The organism is Actinokineospora auranticolor (genome assembly GCF_002934265.1).
In the GTDB taxonomy this organism is placed as follows: domain Bacteria; phylum Actinomycetota; class Actinomycetes; order Mycobacteriales; family Pseudonocardiaceae; genus Actinokineospora; species Actinokineospora auranticolor.
This window is the reverse complement of record NZ_PTIX01000005.1, coordinates 69,763-86,668: the sequence shown is the minus strand read 5'-3', so window position 1 is coordinate 86,668 and position 16,906 is coordinate 69,763. Positions and strand designations below refer to the sequence as shown.

Sequence of the window (16,906 nt, the reverse complement as noted above, 5' to 3'; positions counted from 1 at the left end):
ATGAAGTTCCTCCGCGACACCTGGCTGGTCTACCAGCGGCAGCTGCTGCTGGTCTGGCGCACGCCCGCCCGCCTGGTCATCGGCTTCGTCCAGCCCATCGCCTACCTGGTGCTCTTCGCGCCGCTGCTGAAGACCGCGCTGGCGCCCACCGGCGCGCAGACCTACGCCGACGCGTACCGGATCTACGTGCCGGGCCTGCTCGTCGTGCTGGTCCTGCTCAGCGGCTTCTTCTCCGGCTTCGGCCTGCTCGGCGAGCTGCGGTCCGGGGTGATCGAGCGGTCCCGGGTGACCCCGGCGCACCGCACGGCACTCATCCTCGGTCGGGCGTTCTCCGAGGTCACGGTGCTGATGGGGCAGGCCGTGGTGATCACGGTCGTGGCCCTGCCGTTCGGCATGACCGTGCAGTTCGGGTGGCTGCTGCTGGCGTACGTGATGCTGGCGCTGATGGCCCTGATGGCGTGCGCGCTGTCCTACGCGATGGCCATGCTGATCCCGTCCCCGGCCGCGCTCGGGCCGCTGATCAACAGCGTGTCGCAGCCGTTGTCCCTGCTCTCGGGCGTGCTGCTGCCGCTGACCTTGGCCCCGGGCTGGCTGGTGACCATCGCCGAGTGGAACCCGATCTACTGGACGACCAACGGCACCCGGGCGCTGTTCACCGGCAACCCGGGCGACTCGTCGGTCTGGGTCGGCATGCTCGTCGTGGTCGCGCTGGCGGCGTTGACGGTCACCTGGGCGACCCGGATGTTCGCCCGCCAGGTCCGGTAACCGACGAATCCGCGAATGGCCCGGGAGCACACCGCTCCCGGGCCTTTTTCATGCCCGCTCGAACGAATTATCGGGCGCAGGGAAATAGCCCGGTCGCGTTCGCGCCGGGCTTATTCCTTATTCGGGTACTACCACCGCCAGAGGGTCGGGCAGTAGGTCTGGTCGGTGTAGTCGGGCAGGCCCTCGTCGTTGCGCTGGACCAATACGTCGTGGTTGTAGAAAACCGGTGTGCCGTCCGACTTGAGGAACGGCCGGAACCGGTTGTCGCCGTCCTGCATGTGCAGGCTGATGGCCCGCCGCGGCCGGTCGGCCTGGTTGGCGCCGCTGCCGTGGTAGGTGCGGCAGTGGTGGAAGCTGACGTGCCCCTTGGGGATGTTCATGGGGACCTTGACCACCTCGGCGCCGTTGTGCGCGGCGTTGGCGGCCAGCAGCTCCTCCAGCTCCGCGCGGTCGCGGTGGGCGAAGTGCCGGGTGGAGTCGTCGCCGGGGATCTCCGCCCAGCGGTGGCTGCCGTCGACCATGGTGATGGTGCCCATGGTGGTGTCGCAGTCGTGCAACGGCAGGAACGCGGTCAGCATGCGCTCGGAGGTGCAGGTCTGCCAGTAGTGCCGGTCCATGTGCCAGGGGACCTGGTTGGAGGCCTCCTCCGGGCGCGGCGGCTTGTAGATCAGGGTGCTCTGCCACACCCGGATCTCGTCGGCCTGGGCCAGCCGCGCCGCGACCGCGCCGAGCACCGGCTTGCGCAGGATCGCGGCGACCTCGTCGCTCTCGTAGTGGATGTAGTCGTTGTGCCGCTGGACGTCGCCGCGCTCGGGGGTCCAGTACGCCAGGTTCGGCGGGCGCAGCGGCAGCCTGCGGTCGGCGTGGCCCGCGTAGAACCGTTCCGTGGCCTCGACGAGGGTGTCGATCTCGGCGTCGGTGAACAGCTTGCGGGACAGGTACCAGCCGCGGGCCGCGTACTCGACGACCTCCTCGTCGGTGGGTAAGAGGTCGCGCTCCGCCTCGGTGAGGGCGAAGGTGTCGGTCAGCTCAGCGGTCACAGGGAGGCTCCTTCGGTGTCCTTGGCCCGGTTCCGGTCGCGCTCCACGGCCTGGTACAGCGCCTTGATGTTGGCGCTGCCGAAGGTGAGCGCGCCCAGGCGCTCGATGAGCTCGAAGAAGATGGTCCGTCGCGGGTGGGTGGTCTTGGTGAAGATCTGGAACAGCTCGCCCTCGTTGTCCTGGTCCACGAGCACGTTCAGCTCGCGCAGGACGGGGATCGGGACGGCGGTGTGGTCGAGGCGCTCGGACAGCGCGTCGTAGTAGCCGCCCGGGGTGGTCAGGAACTCGACACCGCGCGCGCCGAGGGTGCGCACCGCGGTGGCGATGTCGTCGGTGCGGAAGGCCAGGTGCTGCACGCCGGGCCCGTGGTGGGCGGTGAGGAAGTCGTCGATCTGGCCGGGTTCGGTCGCGGTGTCGGGCTCGATCAGGGTGAGCGTGACCTCCTTGGAGATCGACTGCACCACCTTGGAGTTCATCGCCTGGCCGCCGACCTCGATGCGCTCCTCGAAGATCTGCTTGAAGCCCAACACCTTCTCGTAGTACTCGACGGTCGGGTCGAGCTGTCCGCCGGTGACGACAGCGGCGACGTGGTCGATGACGTCGAGCAAGGACAAGGAGTCCGTGTCGTCGGCGTCGGCCGGGTCGGCGTCGTCGAAGAGCGCGCCGGGGCGGACGAAGGCGTGCCCGACGTCGCCGAAGCCGCCGATCCGGCCCGCGGTGAGCACCGCGCCCCGGTCCAGCGCCTCGGCGAGGGCGGCCTCGGGGTCGTCGGTGGACAGCGCGATGGTGGCCAGGCCGTCGCCGTGCTCGGCGACGTAGGCCGCCGCCGGGTGCGTGGCGTCGCGCGCGGAGGTCACCACCAGGCGGATGTCGCCCTGGGCGAGCAGGACGGAATGGCTCCCCGGCCGGTCGCGCAGCACCCCGTGCTGCCGGAAGCCGTACTCGGCGCGCAGCTTGGCGGCCACCTCGTCGGCGTCGCCGACGTAGAACTCCACGTGATCGATCGCGTGAACGTGCATGCTGAACCTCTGGGTCCGGTGTGGTTGTGATCGGTTCGCCGGTGGGGAAGCCAGGCAGGTCGGGGAAATCCGTTGGTGCGTCGGTGTTCCGCTCAGGCGTGCGCCCGTCGCCTGAGCCGTGTGCCGGGCTCGCCGATGAGCAGGCTCACGTTGTGGCCGCCGAAGGCGAAGGAGTTCGACAGCGCCGCGCGGACCGGCCCGGGACGGGCGGTGCCGCGGACGTGGTCGAGCGCGCAGTCGGGGTCGGGGTCGTCGAGGTTGTGCGTCGGGGGTAAGAGCCCCGTGCTGACCGACAGCGCCGTCGCGGCGGCCTCGACCGCGCCGGAGCCGCCGAGCATGTGCCCGGTGAGCGCCTTGATGGAGCTGACCGCGGGCGTGGTGTCCCCGAACACCGACCGGATCGCGGTCGCCTCGGCGGCGTCGCCGAGCGGTGTCGAGGTGCCGTGCGCGTTCACGTAGTCTACATCGGACGGTGTGAGCCCGGCGTCGGCGATCGCCTTGCGCATCACGGCGGTGGCGCCCGCGCCGTCGGGGCGCGGGGTCGTCGGGTGGTGGGCGTCGGTGGTCACGCCCCAGCCGAGCAGCCCGGCGTAGGCCGCCGCGCCGCGGGCGTCGGCGAAGTCGGCGCGCTCCACGACCAGCACGCCCGCGCCCTCGCCGAGCACGAACCCGTTGCGCCGCTTGTCGAACGGCCTGCTGGCCTGGGTCGGCTCAGCCCACTTGCGGGCCAGCGCCCACGCGTTGGCGAACGCGGACGCCACGGTCGGGTGCAGCGCGGTGTCGCCGCCGCCGCACACCACCACGTCCGCCTCGTCCGCGCGGATGATCCGCAGCGCCTCGGCGATGGACTGCGCGCCCGCCGCGCACGCGGTGGCGATGCACGCGCTGTGGCCGCGGATGCCGTGCTTGATCGCGATCCGGGCGGCGGCCATGTTGGCCAGCATCCCGGGCAGCAGGTACGGGCTCACCTTGGCGCGCCCGCTCTCGCGGCGCAGCGCCGCGAAGTGCTCGTAGGTCTCCAGCCCCGCGCCCCCGGTGGACACGACGACCGCGACCCGCTCGGGGTCGACGTCGGTGCCCACGGTGATCCGGGCGTCGGCCAGCGCGTCGTCGGCGGCGGCCATGGCCAGCAGCACGAACCGGTCGACGGCGCGGGCCTGCTTGGCGTCGAGCACCTCGGTGGGGTCGATGTCCGGGGCGATGCCCGCGACGTCGAGCAGCCCGGCCAGCGGGTGCCCCTCGGGTGGGCGGACCAGTCCGGAGCGACCGGCGCACAGCGCGTCGAACACGTCATCGGCCTTGCGCCCCAACGGGGTCACCACGCCGATGCCGGTGATGGCGGCGGCGGGCCTCATCTCGCGCCCTGCCCGGTCACCTCGGCGCGCAGGGCGACCTTGCGGACCTTCCCGGTGGGGCCCAACGGGATGCGCTCGTCGTCGACGACCACGATCGACCGCACGGTCGCCGCCACGTCCGGACCGAGCGCCGCGTGGATCGCGGCCGTTCGGTCCGCGGCCGGGTCGGCGGCGGGGTCGAGTTGCAGCATCACGTCCGTGACCACGCCGTCGTCGGTGCGGACGGCGACCACGGTGCAGTCGGCCACGTCCGGGCAGGCGTTGAGCACGCGTTCCTCCGACAGCGCGGTGTGCAGGCGTTTGCCGTCGCCGAGGTCGACGGAGTCGACGAGCCGGTCGACGTGGTAGAAGTAGCCCTCCTCGTCGCGGTAGACGAGGTCGCCGGTGAGGAAGTAGCCGCGCACGCGGGTGCGGTGCGTGGTGACCGAGTCGTTCCAGTACCCCAGCGACAGCGTCGGCGACTTCGTGCCCAGCTCCCCCACCTGCCCGTGCGGTAGTTCGTTGCCCTCCGGGTCGAGCACGACCGGCTCGGCGAAGGTGTGCGGGCGGCCGATGCAGCGGCCGTAGCGGTTCGTCTCGGCGGTGTGGGTGATGTAGAAGTGCGAGTGCCCCATCTCGCTGGAGCCCAGGCCATCGATGAAGGCCGATCCCGGCTTCCGCACCCGACCTTCCTTGGTGGACACCTCGCGGTAGCCGAGCGAGATGAGCCTGCGGATGTGCGCCTCGTGCGCGCAGTCGCCGGTGTTCCACCACAGCGCCACCGAGTCCAGGTCGCGGCCGCGCAGGTCGGTCTTGGCCATCTCCGACCAGGTGGCGGCGAAGCCGAGCACGCCGGAGGGCCGCCACTTCTCGATCGCGTCGAGCACCGACGGCCCGGTCTGCCGCGAGAGCCCCAGCAGCTCGCTCTCGCTCGACAGCGCGAGGTTCAGCGCGATGAGCGTGGCGGCGTGCGGGGCGGGCAGCGCGGACAGGATCCGGTCGGTGCCCTGCGCCTTGGGCATGCGCAGCCGGTGGCGGTTGGCGGCGTACAGGCTGGTGTGCGAGTGCAGCACCGCCTTCGGCACGCCGGTCGTACCCGAGGAGTGGGTGATCGCGACCGGGTCGTCGCGGAAGAACCGGTACGGCGCCGGGGCGTCGGCCGGGTCGGCCGCGCCCAGCCCCTCGATGGGCGCGAGCAACGTCAACCCGTGCGGTGCCAGCGCTTCGCGGCGTGCGGCGTCGGCCAGCACCCCGACGGCGCCGAGCCTGCTCACGTAGAGGGCGGTGATCTCCGGCGCGAGCTTCGCGTTGATCAGCGCGGGGATCGCGCCGAGCCGGGCCAGGGCGAGGAAGGTGAGGATGTTGTCGGCCACGCCGGTCGCGGTGACCGCGACCGGGTCGCGCCTGCCGATGCCGAGCGCGCTCAGCGCGGCGGCCCGGGCGCGGACGCGCTCGTCGAGGAGCCCGAGCGTCAGCGCGGTCCAGGCCGGGCGGCCGTCGACGGCGGTGTCGAAGGTGAAGGTGGGCCGCTCGGTGTCCGCGCCCATCTCGATGAGCGTGGTGAGCACGTTGCCCGCACCGAGGTCCGGGTCGCGGGCCAGCAGGGCCCGGGTGTTGCCGCGCTTGGTGGTGGTCATGCCCGTCCCCTCGCCGTGACCAGTCGGGCCACCGCCTGGTCGTTGTCTCCTCGTCCGGTCGCCAGGTCGGCGACGATCACCAGCGCGCGGTCCGCCTCCCCCGCGGCGAACAGCAGGTCCGCGCAGGCGAGAGCATCGGTCCCGGGTTCGGTGGCGGGGCTGGCGCACACCACCGGACCGGCCAGTCCCCACCGCGCCGCGACGTGCCCGAGCACGGCGTTCGGGTTGGACTGGAAGAACAGCAGCGGCGGCACGCGGGTGCCCGCCGCCACCGCGGCGGCCACCGCGTCCGCCGTGGTCACGTCACCGCGGACGCTGGCCAGCACGATCGCCGTCCGGTCGCCGTCGCGGCCCGCGGGCGGCGGGCCGAAGTGCGCGCGCAGGCAGCGCTCGGCGACCTCGACGACCAGCGGGTTGAACGCCGACAGCACGAACCCGGCGATGGCGGGCAGCGACCCGGGGGTGTCCGCCGGGGACGCGGGCCAGTGGGCCTCGGCGAGCACCACCCGGTCCAGGACCGGCGATGTCACCTGTCCGGGTGAGAGGGTGGCACTCATGCCGCCCCCAGCAGGAGCGCGGTGTTGGCGCCGCCGAACGCGGCGTTGACCGTGAGCGCGTACGCGGGCTCGGCGCGCCGCGGCCCGGTGATCACGTCGATCGCGCAGTCCGGGTCGGCGCCCAGGTAACCGGAGTTGACCGGCAGCGTCCCCCCGCCCAGCGCGAGCACGGTCACCACGAACTCGACGAGCCCGGACGCCTCCAACGCGTGGCCGTGCACGGATTTCGTGGAGCTGGTGGGCACCGCGCCGAGTCCGGCCAGGCGCAGCGCGGCGACCTCGGCGGCGTCGTTGAACGCGGTGCCGGTGCCGTTGGCGTTGACGTAGCCGACCTCCGGCGGCGCGACGTCCGCCCGGTCGAGCGCCCCGGTGATCGCCCTGGCCAGGCCGGTGCCGTCCGGTTTGGGCTTGCACACGTGGTAAGCGTCGCCGGAGCGCGCCCAGCCCGCCAGCCAGGCCAGCGGCCGGGCCGCGCGCGGGGACTCGCGCACCGCGACGTCCACGGGCACGCCGGGGTCGACCGCGACGGAGGCCAGCACGGTGCCGATTCCCCCCGCGCCGATTCCCAGCGGGGAAGCCGATTCCAGCACCACGGCCGCGACGCCGTCGCCGAGCAGCATGCCCTGCCTGCCCGCGCTGAACGGCCGCACGCGACCGTCCCGCGACAGCGCGCGGCCCGCGTCGAACAACGCGAACGTGGACGGTTCCACCAGGTAGCCCGCCGCCACCACGACCCGCTCGGCGCGGCCGGTCGCGATCAGCGTGGCGGCGTCGGCGAGCGCGGAGGTGGCCGCCACGCAGGCACCGGTGTAGGTCCGCGCGGGACCGGCGAACCCGGTGCGCGCGGCGACCTCGGCGGCCAGCGCGGCGTTGCCCGCGTCGGCGTGCGCGGCCAGCAGCAGCGGGACCCCCGCGCGGGTGGTCACCCCGGTGCCGACCACGGCGTCCTCGATGGCGCCGACGAGTTCGTCGGCGAGCACCGGGTCACCCGGGAGGGTGGCCGCGGTCGTGGTCCGGCGACCGGCCGTGTCGAACCTGGTGACCGGTGCGAACGCGGGCGTGCCCGCGAACCCGTCGGCCAGCAGCGCGGCGCCGTCGCGACCGAACGCGGTGCGCGCGGCCACGCCCGTGACCGCCACCCGGTGCGCGCGCCGCGCCCGCTCAGCCATGCCCGGCCGCCGTGCCGCGCGCGGAGTCGAGCGCGCCCGCCAGGGTGTCGACCGCGCCGGTGACGGTGCCCATGCCCGCGAACACCTCGTCGGTGAGGTCGAGTTCCACCCCGTAGCGCTGCTCGACCTGGGCCACCAGCCAGGTCAGCTCCAGCGAGTCCAGCGTCTCCCCCACCTCGGCGCGGTCGCGGTCGCCGAACCCGGCGAGCAGCGCGATCACCGCGTCCCGGTCGGGGGACGGCAGGTCCGGTGTGCTCGGTGCCATCTCAGGCGGTCGCCTCGGCGGCCCGGGCCGACACGCGGGCGTCGAGCGCGTCGACGAACTCGTCGAGGGTCATCAGGGCCAGGGACTCCATGTCGTCGTCGCCGAACTTGATCTTGTACTGGTCCTCCAGCTGCACCGCCAGGTCGGCCAGCGCCAACGACTCCAGGTCCAGCCCGGCCGGGCCGAGGTCGGTGTCCCCGGTGACCTCGCTGACGTCGTAGTTCATCTCGCGCACCGCGTCGAGCACGAACGCCCGCAACTCGTCCTTCATGGCCGTCATCCCTTTCCGCTGTTCTCGCCCGCCGCGGCCAGCACCGCCGCCGCGCGCACGACCTTCCCCGTCGCCGTCCTGGGCAGGACCGGCAGCACGACCAGTTCCCGCGGCCGCTTGAACGGCGCCAGGGTCCGGCCGATCTCGAGCTCCACCTCGGCCACCGACGCGCCGTCGGCCAGGCTCAGGTAGGCGCGCACGCCGCCGTCGTGCAGCACGACCGCCTCGCGGACCGCCGCCATCCCGGCGATGGTCTGCTCGACCTCGGTGAGGTCGACCTTGAGCCCGCCGATGGACACCTGCGAGTCCAGTCGTCCGAGTACCGTCACCAGACCCGTGCCCCCGTCGATCCCGGCGGCGTCGCGGGTGCGCAGCCAGCCGTCGACGAAGCGGCTCGGGTCCTGCAGTCCGAGGTACGGCGACGCGGCCATCGCGATCCACAGTTCGCCGTCGCGCACCTGGAGGCGCATCCCGTGCGTCGGCTCGACCGCGGGCCAGCGGGAGCCGTCGAGATCCGTGGCGATGACGCCGATCTCGGTCATCCCGTACATCGTGCCCAGCGGCACGCCGAACCGTTCGCGGAAGCGCGCGGGGACGGTGGGGCGCACCAGTTCGCCCGCCACGACCATGCGCCGCAACGACGGCAGCGGGGTGCGTTCGGTCGAGGAGGTCAGGAGTTCGGCGTGGAACGGGACGCCGAGCACGGTCGCGGGGGTGTCGGCCGCGGCGACGGCGGCGAGGATGCCCTCGGCGGTCAACCGCTGCGGGAACACCAGTTCCGCGTTGGCGTGCAGGGCGTTGAGCAGTCCGCCGACCAGCCCGAGCACGTGCACGATCGAGGCGAGCAGCACGACCCGCTCCCCCGCGCGCGGGAACTCCGGCAGCCGGTCGTAGCGGTCGAGTTCGGCCGCCAGGTCCGCGGCGGTGCGCGCGATCACCTTGGAGGCACCGGTGGAGCCGGAACTGAACTGCACCAACGCGTGCGGCGTCGCGGCCGGGCGGCCACCCTCCCGGGCGGACACCGCGGCGACCACCTCGGCGTAACCGCGCAGCCGGTGGCCGCGGGTCTCGGTGGCCTCGACGACGAACTGCGCGGCGACGCGGTCCAGCGCGCCGTCGACCTCGTGCCGGGTGAGCCGGTGGTCGAGCAGGCTCACCTGGGCGCCGATCCGCCACGCGGCGAGCAGGTAGCCCACGTACGCCAGGGACGGCGGGAGTCGCAACGCGACAGTGCCGCCCGCGACCAGCCCGGCCGCGCGCAGCTCCGCCTCCCGCACGGCCACCACCGCGCGCAGCGCGGCCCGGTCGACCGGCTCGTCGAAGCGCAGGCAGACGGTGTCGGACGACCCGGCGAGCAGCAGGTCGTCGACCCATTCCCGCGAGATTCCGGGCGTTGCCCAGGAAAGATCCACACCAGTCATTGGCGCCTTCACAATGTGCTATTGGGCCGATTGCCGTAATGCGACGAAATGTTTGAAGTCCGCGCTATCCGGACTCGCGGTGGAACAATCGCATATGGATCCACACCCGTCAAGGTCGACCGAAAGGGCTAGTCGGTACCCCCGGTATCCCTGACAGGGCAACGGTTCTATCAGTAGTTACACAGCGGACACCGGCCGCCACGAGTCGATCACGGACCGCTTCGGTGCGCGTGCGAATGCACGGCGAACACCCGATCGTGGATAAGCTGGAAATCGTTGTCAGCGGATGACAGGATAGCCGCGGCGGTGATTCCACCGAACGGCGCAAACACCGAGAGGACCGGCGTGAAACCCCTACGTGTCCCCGACTACGCGGACTTGGCGCGATCCTGCCTGGCGGCCGATGTCGCCGGGTACCTCAACGGTGGCGCGGGCGCCGAGTGGACGCTGCGCGCCAACGAGTCCGCGTATTCGGCCATACCACTTCGCCCGAGGGTGCTCACCGACGTGGAGCGCTGCGCCACGGCGACGACCCTGCTCGGCGCGGACCTCGCCGCGCCGATCGGGGTGGCGCCCATGGCGTACCACCGGCTCTTTCACCCGGACGGTGAAATCGGGACCGTGCGGGCCGCGGGCGCGGCGGGCGCGTTGTTCGTGGCCAGCATGTTCGCCAGCACGGACCTGGCCGAGATCGCCGCGGCGGCCACCGGGCCGCTGTGGCTGCAGCTGTACTGGTTGCGCGACCGGGGCGCGGTGCTGGAACTGGTCGGTCGCGCGGCGGAAGCCGGGTACGGCGCGCTGGCGCTGACCGTGGACACCCCGCGCGTGGCGCGCCGGTACCGCGACCTGCGCAGCGGTTTCACGCTCCCCGCGCACGCGCGCGCGGTGAACGTGGACGCCGCGCTGATGGCCACCAGCCACGTCGCCGAGGCCGGGACGTCGGCCATCGAGCGGCACTCGCTGGAGAGGTTCGACCCGCGGATCACCTGGGCGGACCTCGCCTGGCTGCGTGAGCGCACCGCGCTTCCCCTGGTGCTGAAGGGAATCCTCACCGCCGAGGACGCCGAACTGGCGGTGCGCCACGGCGTGGACGGGATCATCGTGTCCAACCACGGCGGTAGGCAGCTCGACGGGGTGCCCGCCACGATCGACGCGCTGCCCGAGGTGGTGGACGCGGTCGGCGGCGGGCTCCCGGTGCTGGTCGACGGCGGTGTGCGCACCGGGTCGGACGTGCTCAAGGCGCTGGCCGTCGGCGCGGACACCGTGCTGGTCGGCCGACCGGTGCTGTGGGGTCTGGCGCACGCGGGCACCGAGGGCGCGCAGGACGTGCTGCAGACATTGCGCGAGGAACTGGAGGAGGCCATGGCCCTCACCGGCAGGCCGACCCTGGCCCACCTCGACCGGTCGGTGCTGGGGACACCGAACCGAACTCCTTACCACCACTGACCTTCTCCGCTCACCGGCCCGTCGAACGACCCACCCGGGGGTGGCTCACTCCCGGGTGGTCATCGCCGAGACGAACTCGGCGAACCTGCGCACACCCGCCACCAGCCGGTCCGGTTCGACGTAGCTGCACGACAACCGGAGCCGGTCCAGGCCCCCGCCGTCGAGGTGGAAGGTGCTCATCGGGGTCCACAGCACGCCGAACTCCCTGGCCGAGCGCTCCAGCGCGGCCTCGTCGGCGACGAAGGGGACCGTGACCACCACGAAGAACCCGCCGCTGGGCGTGTTCCACCGGACCCCCGAGCCCGGTGGGAAGTGCCGCGCCAGTTCGGCGAGCATGAGCCGCATGTTCTCGCGGTAGAAGGAGATCGTGTCGGCGTTCGCCTCCCGCAACCGGCAGCCCGCGCGCACCAGCAGCCCGCCGATCGCGGCCTGGCTGAGCGCGGAGGTGTTCACCGTGGTCATGCTCTTGATCTTCGCCAGGGAATCGGCGAGTGGTTCCGCACCGCCCTCGCGGGTGCGCACCACCTGATCCGCGAGCACGTAGCCGACGCGCGCGCCGGGGAAGCAGGACTTGGCGAACGAGCCGATGTAGATGACGACACCGCTGGTGTCCAAGGACTTCAGGGTCGGGGTACGCACGTCCTCGGCGGTGAAGAAGCCGTACGGGTTGTCCTCGATGACGAAAATACCCTCGGCCTCGGCGATCGCGAGCAGCTCGCGCCTGCGCTGCACCGACATCGAGACACCGGACGGGTTGGCGAAGTCCGGCACGATGTAGAGCGCGCGCGGTCGCCTGCCCTCGGCCCGCACCCGGCGCGCCACCTCGGCCACCCGGCTCGGGTCGGGCCCGGACTCGTCCTCGGTGACGCCGACGAAGTCGATGTCGAGCAGCCGCGCGGCGCCGGTGATGCCGACGTAGCAGGGGGAACTGACCAGCAGCACGTCGTCGGGGCCGGTGAACAGCGCGCGCAGCGCCAGCAGCATGCCCTCCTGCGCGCCGACGGTGACCACGACCGCCCCGGGCGGGACGTGGATGTCCTCGTCGTTGGCGACGGTGCGGGCGATGAGGTCGTGGATCTGGCCGTTGGTGCGGCCGTACTGGAAGAACGCCGTGCGCACCCGGTCCGCGTCCAGGCCCAGGTCGCGTTCGAGGTACTCGCGGTAGGCGTCGAGGTAGCCGGAGATGGCCGCCGGGTCGAACAGGCCCTCGTACGGGCGGCCGGGCGCGAACGAGATCGCGTCCGGGAAGCGGTGGGTGACCTCGTTGAGGAAGGTCATCGCCGACAGCAGCGGGTCCTCTAGGCTGCGGTGCAGGTCTTCGGGACCCAGGACGACTTTGGCGGGAGCACTCGTGGGGTCCAGGACCACCCCGGCGGGGTCGGTGGCGGTCATGCCCGGTCCGTCCCGAACGCGGCGCGGAGCCGGGCCGCGGCGATCTCCACGGCCTCGGCGGCGGCGGGCAGTTCACCGAACATCGCGAAGAAACCGTGTGCCATACCGGGAAAACGCGTCAATTCCGTCGGTACGCCCGCGTCCGCGAGCCGTTTCGCGTACAACTCGCCCTCGTCGCGCAACGGGTCGTACTCGGCGGTGATCACCGTGGCGGGCGGCAGGCCGGAGTGGTCGGCGGCGCGCAGCGGGGAGGCCAGCGGGTTGGCGCCGTCGGCCGGGTCGGCCAGGTAGTTGTCCCAGTACCAGGCCACGGAGTGCAGGTTGAACAGGTACCGGTCGGTGCTCTCGCGCAGCGACTCGGTGTCCGAACCGTGGTCGGTGTTCGGGTAGACCAGGAGCTGGTGGACCAGCAGCGGACCGTCCTCGCGGGCGGCGAGCGCGACCGCGGCGGCCAGGTTGCCGCCCGCGCTGTCACCGCCGACGGCGATCCGGTCCGGGTCGACGCCCAGCTCGGCGGCGTGCGCGGCGACCCAGCGCACGGCGGCGTGGCAGTCGTGCACGGCGGCGGGGAACTTGTGCTCGGGGGCGAGCCGGTAGCCGACCGAGACGGTGGTGCAGCCCGCGGCGTTGGTGAGCCTGCGGCAGATGGCGTCGGCGGTGTCGATGGTGCCCAGAGTCCAGCCACCGCCGAAGAAGTAGACCAGCACCGGGCTCGGCGTCCCCGCGCGCACGGCCCGCGCGCACCGGTAGATCCGCAGGGTGAGCGCGCTCGCCGGGCCCGGGATGTCCAGGTCGGCGACGGAGGCCACCGGCTCCGGGTCGCCCGCCGCGTCCCGGATGGACGCCAGGTCCTCGGCGCGGGCCCGCTCCAGGGTCAGCTCGTAGAGCGGGGTCGCCCGCCGCTCGGCGCGGCGCGCGCGGGACCGTTCGACCTGGGGGTCCAGGGGCATGCTGTTCGACTCTCCTCGCGATCGGCGGGACGTGGCCACCCAGGCTCGGCGGCCACGTCCCCCCTCGATCTACCGCTCACGTCCCACGGGCTCAGGCCTCGCGGACGTTGCGCTCCAGGACGTTGCGCTCACGGACTCCACGCATGCTGATCACCTCCCTCCGACTCCGGCGGACCGGTCGGTCTTCGATCCCGGCCGCCGATTTCGCAGGAGCATATGGCGATATCTCGACAGGCGTCGATACGCCAAAAGGCGCCATCCGCCGACTAGGCCGAATGGACATATCCGTCCATTCAGGACTGTACGGCGTACTACCGTATCCCGTCCGGTTGCTCCGCTCGGCGCAATACCGCAGGTCAGGGCTGGCAATTCGACGATTGCGCCAAACGGGGTAAAGCCTGGATCATCACCGTGGCCTGATCGGATCAGTACAGCGAACGCTTTATGCGAATGATTTTTCGTGACTAGTGACAAACCACGTGAATCCTCAGAGGACACATCATCCGGCAATGGTCCAGCCCGACCGCCAGACCACTGTGGACTGATCGGGGCGCGGGACGCGCGTCGGGAGCGCCACCCCGCAGAACTCTCCGCGCACACCCGTACGCGCGCGGACGCGCGGGCGCGCACCCTACGCCCATCCGGCGGCCATCGGTCTGAGGTCTAGACAACACTCGATCATTGGTCTAGACAATAGGCAGCGGTGTCCCCCTGCGCACCGCACCCTGGAGGTCGTCGATGACTGAAGTCCCCCGACGCCGCAAAGCGGCGCGCACGATAGCGACCGCGCTCGGCGCGGCCGCCGCCGTGGTGGTCACCAGCCTGGTCGCCGCCGGTCCCGCGGCCGCGGCCAACCTGCTGACCAACCCCGGCTTCGAGAGCGGCACCACCGGCTGGACCTGCGACTCCGGCGCGGCGGTGACCACCCCGGTGCACAGCGGCTCCGGCGCGCTCGCCTCCACCGCGAGCGGCGCGAAGAACGGCCGCTGCGCGCAGACCATCGCGGTCAAGCCCAGCAGCACCTACACCGTGTCCGCCTGGGTCAAGGGCAACCCGGTGTACCTCGGCATCACCGGCGGCGGCCAGACCTGGACCAACGCCGCGAACTACACCCAGCTGTCGCTGACCTTCACCAGCGGCGCGGCCCAGACGAGCGTGGAGCTGTACCTGCACGGCTGGTACGGCGCGGGCACCTTCAACGTCGACGACGTGGTGCTCGACGGCCCGCCCGGGGACGGCGGCGGTCCCCCGCCCGGCACCGGGCCCGGCGCACCCGCCACCCCGGTCGCGACCGGCGCCACCAACTCCTCGATCTCGCTGACCTGGGGTGCCCCGTCCGGCACCGTCACCGGGTACAAGGTCTACGAGGGCACCGAGCTCAAGGCGACCGTCACCACCGGCACCAGCGCCACGATCAGCGGTCTGACGGCGTGCACCACGCACACCTTCACGGTCACCGCCTACAACACCGACGGCGAGTCGGCCAAGTCCAACCCCGTGTCCGCCTTCACCTCCGGCTGCCCCGACACCGGGGTGCCGAAGCGGGCGCTGATCGGCTACCTGCACACCAGCTTCGCCAACGGCTCCGGCTACATCCGGATGGCCGACGTGCCGGACTCGTGGGACATCGTCAACCTGGCCTTCGGCGAGCCGACCTCGGTCACCTCCGGTGACATCCGGTTCAGCCAGTGCCCGGTCGCGGAGTGCCCGCAGGTCGAGTCGGAGGCCGAGTTCATCGCGGCCATCCGGGCCAAGCAGGCCAAGGGCAAGAAGGTGCTGATCTCGATCGGCGGCCAGAACGGCCAGGTGCAGCTCACCTCCACCGCCGCGCGCGACAAGTTCGTCAGCTCGGTGTCGGCGATCATCGACAAGTACGGCCTCGACGGCCTCGACATCGACTTCGAGGGCCACTCGCTGTACCTGAACTCCGGTGACAAGGACTTCCGCAACCCGACCACCCCGGTGATCGTCAACCTGATCTCGGCGGTCAAGACGCTGAAGGCCCGCTACGGCGCCAAGTTCATCCTCACGATGGCCCCGGAGACGTTCTTCGTGCAGGTGGGCTACCAGTTCTACGGCGGCTCCAGCAGCGGCGGCGACAGCCGGACCGGCTCGTACCTGCCGGTCATCCACGCCCTGCGGGACGTGCTGACCATCCTGCACGTGCAGGACTACAACTCGGGCCCGGTCACCGGCCTGGACAACCAGTACCACAACATGGGCGGCGCGGACTTCCACATCGCCATGACCGACATGCTCAAGGCGGGCTTCCCGGTCGCCAACACCGGGTTCACCTTCCCGGGGCTGCGCGAGGACCAGATCGGCTTCGGCGTCCCGGCGGCGGTGAGCGCCGGCAACGGCCACACCTCCCCCGCCGCCGTCCAGCAGGCGCTGACCTGCCTGGTCAAGGGCACGGGCTGCGGCGGCTACCAGCTGCGCGGCGGCGCGTCCCCCGGCCTGCGCGGGCTGATGACCTGGTCGATCAACTGGGACCGCTACTACAACTGGGAGTTCCAGAACGCCCACCGGCCGTTCCTGAACAACCTCTGACCCACGGCGGTCTCGCGGCCCCGCACCCACCCCGGGTGCGGGGCCGTCGCCGTGCCGGGTATGTCCATTTGGGACTACCGGAGCGGTCGGCGGACGTGCCTGTCTGGGCCGGACGAGTGACCTGGGTGGAAACCCGCCGTGGCGGGCGCGGGGCGGTCGGATACTCGGGCCATGGGTACCGCGCGGTGGGTGTGGCTCGGGGTGTTCACCGTGCTCTTGGCGCTCGTGTGGTTCGACGCGTCGAAGGGCGAGTTGGCGTTGACCGCCGGGCTGGCGGGCGTGGCCGCCGTGGGGATCGTGGTGGCCGCGAGCGACTCAGCCGCGTCCGCCACCCGGGACGACCTCGGGGCCCGGCCGCGCACCGGGCTGGTCACGGCCCTGTGCTTCATGACCGTCACCATCGTCGCGGCCGTGGTGGCGTTGGGCTTCCTCGGCTAGACCGATCCCGGGTGCGCCGGTAGCCGGCTGGGCCAACCGGGTGAGCGTCGGGAAACCCGGCCGGCCGCCGCCCGGGGCGCTCGATACTCGGGGCGTGGAGACCAAGACGCGGGTCTGGTTCGGGGCGCTGGCGGTCGTCCTGCTGCCGGTCGCCGCGGCGGTCGTGTGGCTCGTCTGGTGGTTCGGGCTGGTGACCGCCGGGTACGGCGGCGCGGCGGGCACCCTCGTCGTCGACGAGTGCGGGGCGATCCAGATCCAGCACGGCGTGTTCCGCTACGACTGCGCGGGCGCGTTCGTGCCGGAAGGGACCGAAGCGGCCGAGGGCACCGCGAGCCTCGTGGGGATCGGGACCGAGTACCACCGGGACGACCGGGTGCCGGTGCGGCGCGACGGCGACACCGCCCACACCGCGTCGAAGGCCAAGCTCGTGGTGGGTCTCGGTATGGCCTGCGCGCTGGGCGCGGGCTTCGCCACGACCGCGGGCTACCTGGCCGTGGCGGTGATCCGCCGCGACAGCGGGGCGGACCTGGCGTCGGGGTTCAAGCTCGGGGGGAAGGTCGCCTGCCTGCTGGTGGTCCTCCCCTTCGCCGCGGGCCTCGTGCTGGCCGTCATCTGACCGCGCGTCCCGGAAACCGGGACGGCGGGCGCGCGT

Annotated in this window: 16 protein-coding genes; 5 read left to right on the top strand and 11 right to left on the bottom strand. The window is 72.2% G+C overall.

Going from position 1 to position 16,906, the window contains the following annotated elements; all coding sequences use genetic code 11:
* The gene (locus CLV40_RS11360; RefSeq protein WP_104478854.1) at window positions 1-765 is read left to right on the top strand and encodes an ABC transporter permease; all 765 of its coding nucleotides are present in this window, start codon (window positions 1-3) and stop codon (window positions 763-765) included.
* 128 nt (window positions 766-893) lie between these two features.
* Here CLV40_RS11360 and CLV40_RS11355 read toward each other — a convergent pair whose 3' ends face one another.
* The 9 genes from CLV40_RS11355 to CLV40_RS11315 form a co-directional block, all read right to left on the bottom strand.
* Window positions 894-1,805, bottom strand: a complete 912-nt coding sequence (locus CLV40_RS11355) for a phytanoyl-CoA dioxygenase family protein (protein WP_245931225.1) — start codon at window positions 1,803-1,805, stop codon at window positions 894-896.
* Window positions 1,802-2,824: a 4-hydroxyphenylpyruvate dioxygenase gene (gene hppD / locus CLV40_RS11350; RefSeq protein ID WP_104478853.1), complete on the bottom strand. Its 1,023-nt coding sequence runs from the start codon at window positions 2,822-2,824 to the stop codon at window positions 1,802-1,804. Before hppD ends, CLV40_RS11355 begins: the two co-directional genes overlap by 4 nt.
* A gap of 92 nt (window positions 2,825-2,916) precedes the next feature.
* Window positions 2,917-4,179: a beta-ketoacyl-[acyl-carrier-protein] synthase family protein gene (locus CLV40_RS11345; protein WP_104478852.1), complete on the bottom strand. Its 1,263-nt coding sequence runs from the start codon at window positions 4,177-4,179 to the stop codon at window positions 2,917-2,919.
* Window positions 4,176-5,795, bottom strand: coding sequence for a class I adenylate-forming enzyme family protein (locus CLV40_RS11340; RefSeq protein WP_104478851.1), 1,620 nt, complete (start codon window positions 5,793-5,795; stop codon window positions 4,176-4,178). The genes CLV40_RS11345 and CLV40_RS11340 overlap by 4 nt, the downstream gene beginning before the upstream one ends.
* A complete protein-coding gene (locus tag CLV40_RS11335) occupies window positions 5,792-6,325 on the bottom strand; it encodes a beta-ketoacyl-[acyl-carrier-protein] synthase family protein (RefSeq protein WP_219823953.1) in 534 nt (177 codons plus the stop codon). Before CLV40_RS11335 ends, CLV40_RS11340 begins: the two co-directional genes overlap by 4 nt.
* A 23-nt stretch (window positions 6,326-6,348) precedes the next feature.
* Window positions 6,349-7,521: a beta-ketoacyl synthase N-terminal-like domain-containing protein gene (locus CLV40_RS11330; protein WP_104478849.1), complete on the bottom strand. Its 1,173-nt coding sequence runs from the start codon at window positions 7,519-7,521 to the stop codon at window positions 6,349-6,351.
* Entirely contained in the window at window positions 7,514-7,786 is a 273-nt protein-coding gene (locus CLV40_RS11325; protein WP_181043439.1) for a hypothetical protein, read from the bottom strand. The genes CLV40_RS11330 and CLV40_RS11325 overlap by 8 nt, the downstream gene beginning before the upstream one ends.
* Before the next feature lies 1 nt (window position 7,787).
* Window positions 7,788-8,057 (bottom strand): acyl carrier protein, encoded by a 270-nt coding sequence (locus CLV40_RS11320; RefSeq protein WP_104478848.1) that lies wholly within the window; start codon window positions 8,055-8,057, stop codon window positions 7,788-7,790.
* A 5-nt stretch (window positions 8,058-8,062) separates the two neighbouring features.
* Window positions 8,063-9,478, bottom strand: coding sequence for a class I adenylate-forming enzyme family protein (locus tag CLV40_RS11315; RefSeq protein ID WP_104478847.1), 1,416 nt, complete (start codon window positions 9,476-9,478; stop codon window positions 8,063-8,065).
* A gap of 345 nt (window positions 9,479-9,823) precedes the next feature.
* On the opposite strand from CLV40_RS11315, the gene CLV40_RS11310 reads away from it, so the two are divergent.
* Window positions 9,824-10,924, top strand: coding sequence for an alpha-hydroxy acid oxidase (locus CLV40_RS11310; protein WP_104478846.1), 1,101 nt, complete (start codon window positions 9,824-9,826; stop codon window positions 10,922-10,924).
* 45 nt (window positions 10,925-10,969) lie between these two features.
* Here CLV40_RS11310 and CLV40_RS11305 read toward each other — a convergent pair whose 3' ends face one another.
* Together CLV40_RS11305 and CLV40_RS11300 are read right to left on the bottom strand one after the other, a co-directional pair.
* Window positions 10,970-12,316: an aminotransferase-like domain-containing protein gene (locus CLV40_RS11305; protein ID WP_104478845.1), complete on the bottom strand. Its 1,347-nt coding sequence runs from the start codon at window positions 12,314-12,316 to the stop codon at window positions 10,970-10,972.
* Window positions 12,313-13,266 carry an alpha/beta hydrolase gene (locus CLV40_RS11300; RefSeq protein ID WP_104478844.1) on the bottom strand — a complete coding sequence of 318 codons (954 nt, stop codon included), beginning with the start codon at window positions 13,264-13,266 and terminating at the stop codon, window positions 12,313-12,315. Before CLV40_RS11300 ends, CLV40_RS11305 begins: the two co-directional genes overlap by 4 nt.
* A 738-nt stretch (window positions 13,267-14,004) precedes the next feature.
* On the opposite strand from CLV40_RS11300, the gene CLV40_RS11295 reads away from it, so the two are divergent.
* From CLV40_RS11295 to CLV40_RS11285, 3 genes are all read left to right on the top strand, one after another.
* Window positions 14,005-15,816, top strand: a complete 1,812-nt coding sequence (locus CLV40_RS11295; RefSeq protein WP_104478843.1) for a chitinase — start codon at window positions 14,005-14,007, stop codon at window positions 15,814-15,816.
* Between the two features lie 171 nt (window positions 15,817-15,987).
* Window positions 15,988-16,254: a hypothetical protein gene (locus tag CLV40_RS11290; RefSeq protein ID WP_104478842.1), complete on the top strand. Its 267-nt coding sequence runs from the start codon at window positions 15,988-15,990 to the stop codon at window positions 16,252-16,254.
* Window positions 16,255-16,348: 94 nt separating this feature from the next.
* Window positions 16,349-16,870 carry a hypothetical protein gene (locus CLV40_RS11285; RefSeq protein ID WP_104478841.1) on the top strand — a complete coding sequence of 174 codons (522 nt, stop codon included), beginning with the start codon at window positions 16,349-16,351 and terminating at the stop codon, window positions 16,868-16,870.
* Window positions 16,871-16,906: the final 36 nt, after the last annotated feature.

What these genes read in the sequence shown, in the direction of transcription:
- CLV40_RS11360 (WP_104478854.1), top strand. Translation starts at nt 1, where the DNA reads ATGAAGTTCCTCCGCGACACCTGGCTGGTCTACCAGCGGCAGCTGCTG.
- hppD (WP_104478853.1), bottom strand. Translation starts at nt 2,824, where the DNA reads ATGCACGTTCACGCGATCGATCACGTGGAGTTCTACGTCGGCGACGCC.
- CLV40_RS11345 (WP_104478852.1), bottom strand. Translation starts at nt 4,179, where the DNA reads ATGAGGCCCGCCGCCGCCATCACCGGCATCGGCGTGGTGACCCCGTTG.
- CLV40_RS11340 (WP_104478851.1), bottom strand. Translation starts at nt 5,795, where the DNA reads ATGACCACCACCAAGCGCGGCAACACCCGGGCCCTGCTGGCCCGCGAC.
- CLV40_RS11330 (WP_104478849.1), bottom strand. Translation starts at nt 7,521, where the DNA reads ATGGCTGAGCGGGCGCGGCGCGCGCACCGGGTGGCGGTCACGGGCGTG.
- CLV40_RS11325 (WP_181043439.1), bottom strand. Translation starts at nt 7,786, where the DNA reads ATGGCACCGAGCACACCGGACCTGCCGTCCCCCGACCGGGACGCGGTG.
- CLV40_RS11320 (WP_104478848.1), bottom strand. Translation starts at nt 8,057, where the DNA reads ATGAAGGACGAGTTGCGGGCGTTCGTGCTCGACGCGGTGCGCGAGATG.
- CLV40_RS11315 (WP_104478847.1), bottom strand. Translation starts at nt 9,478, where the DNA reads ATGACTGGTGTGGATCTTTCCTGGGCAACGCCCGGAATCTCGCGGGAA.
- CLV40_RS11305 (WP_104478845.1), bottom strand. Translation starts at nt 12,316, where the DNA reads ATGACCGCCACCGACCCCGCCGGGGTGGTCCTGGACCCCACGAGTGCT.
- CLV40_RS11300 (WP_104478844.1), bottom strand. Translation starts at nt 13,266, where the DNA reads ATGCCCCTGGACCCCCAGGTCGAACGGTCCCGCGCGCGCCGCGCCGAG.
- CLV40_RS11295 (WP_104478843.1), top strand. Translation starts at nt 14,005, where the DNA reads ATGACTGAAGTCCCCCGACGCCGCAAAGCGGCGCGCACGATAGCGACC.
- CLV40_RS11290 (WP_104478842.1), top strand. Translation starts at nt 15,988, where the DNA reads ATGGGTACCGCGCGGTGGGTGTGGCTCGGGGTGTTCACCGTGCTCTTG.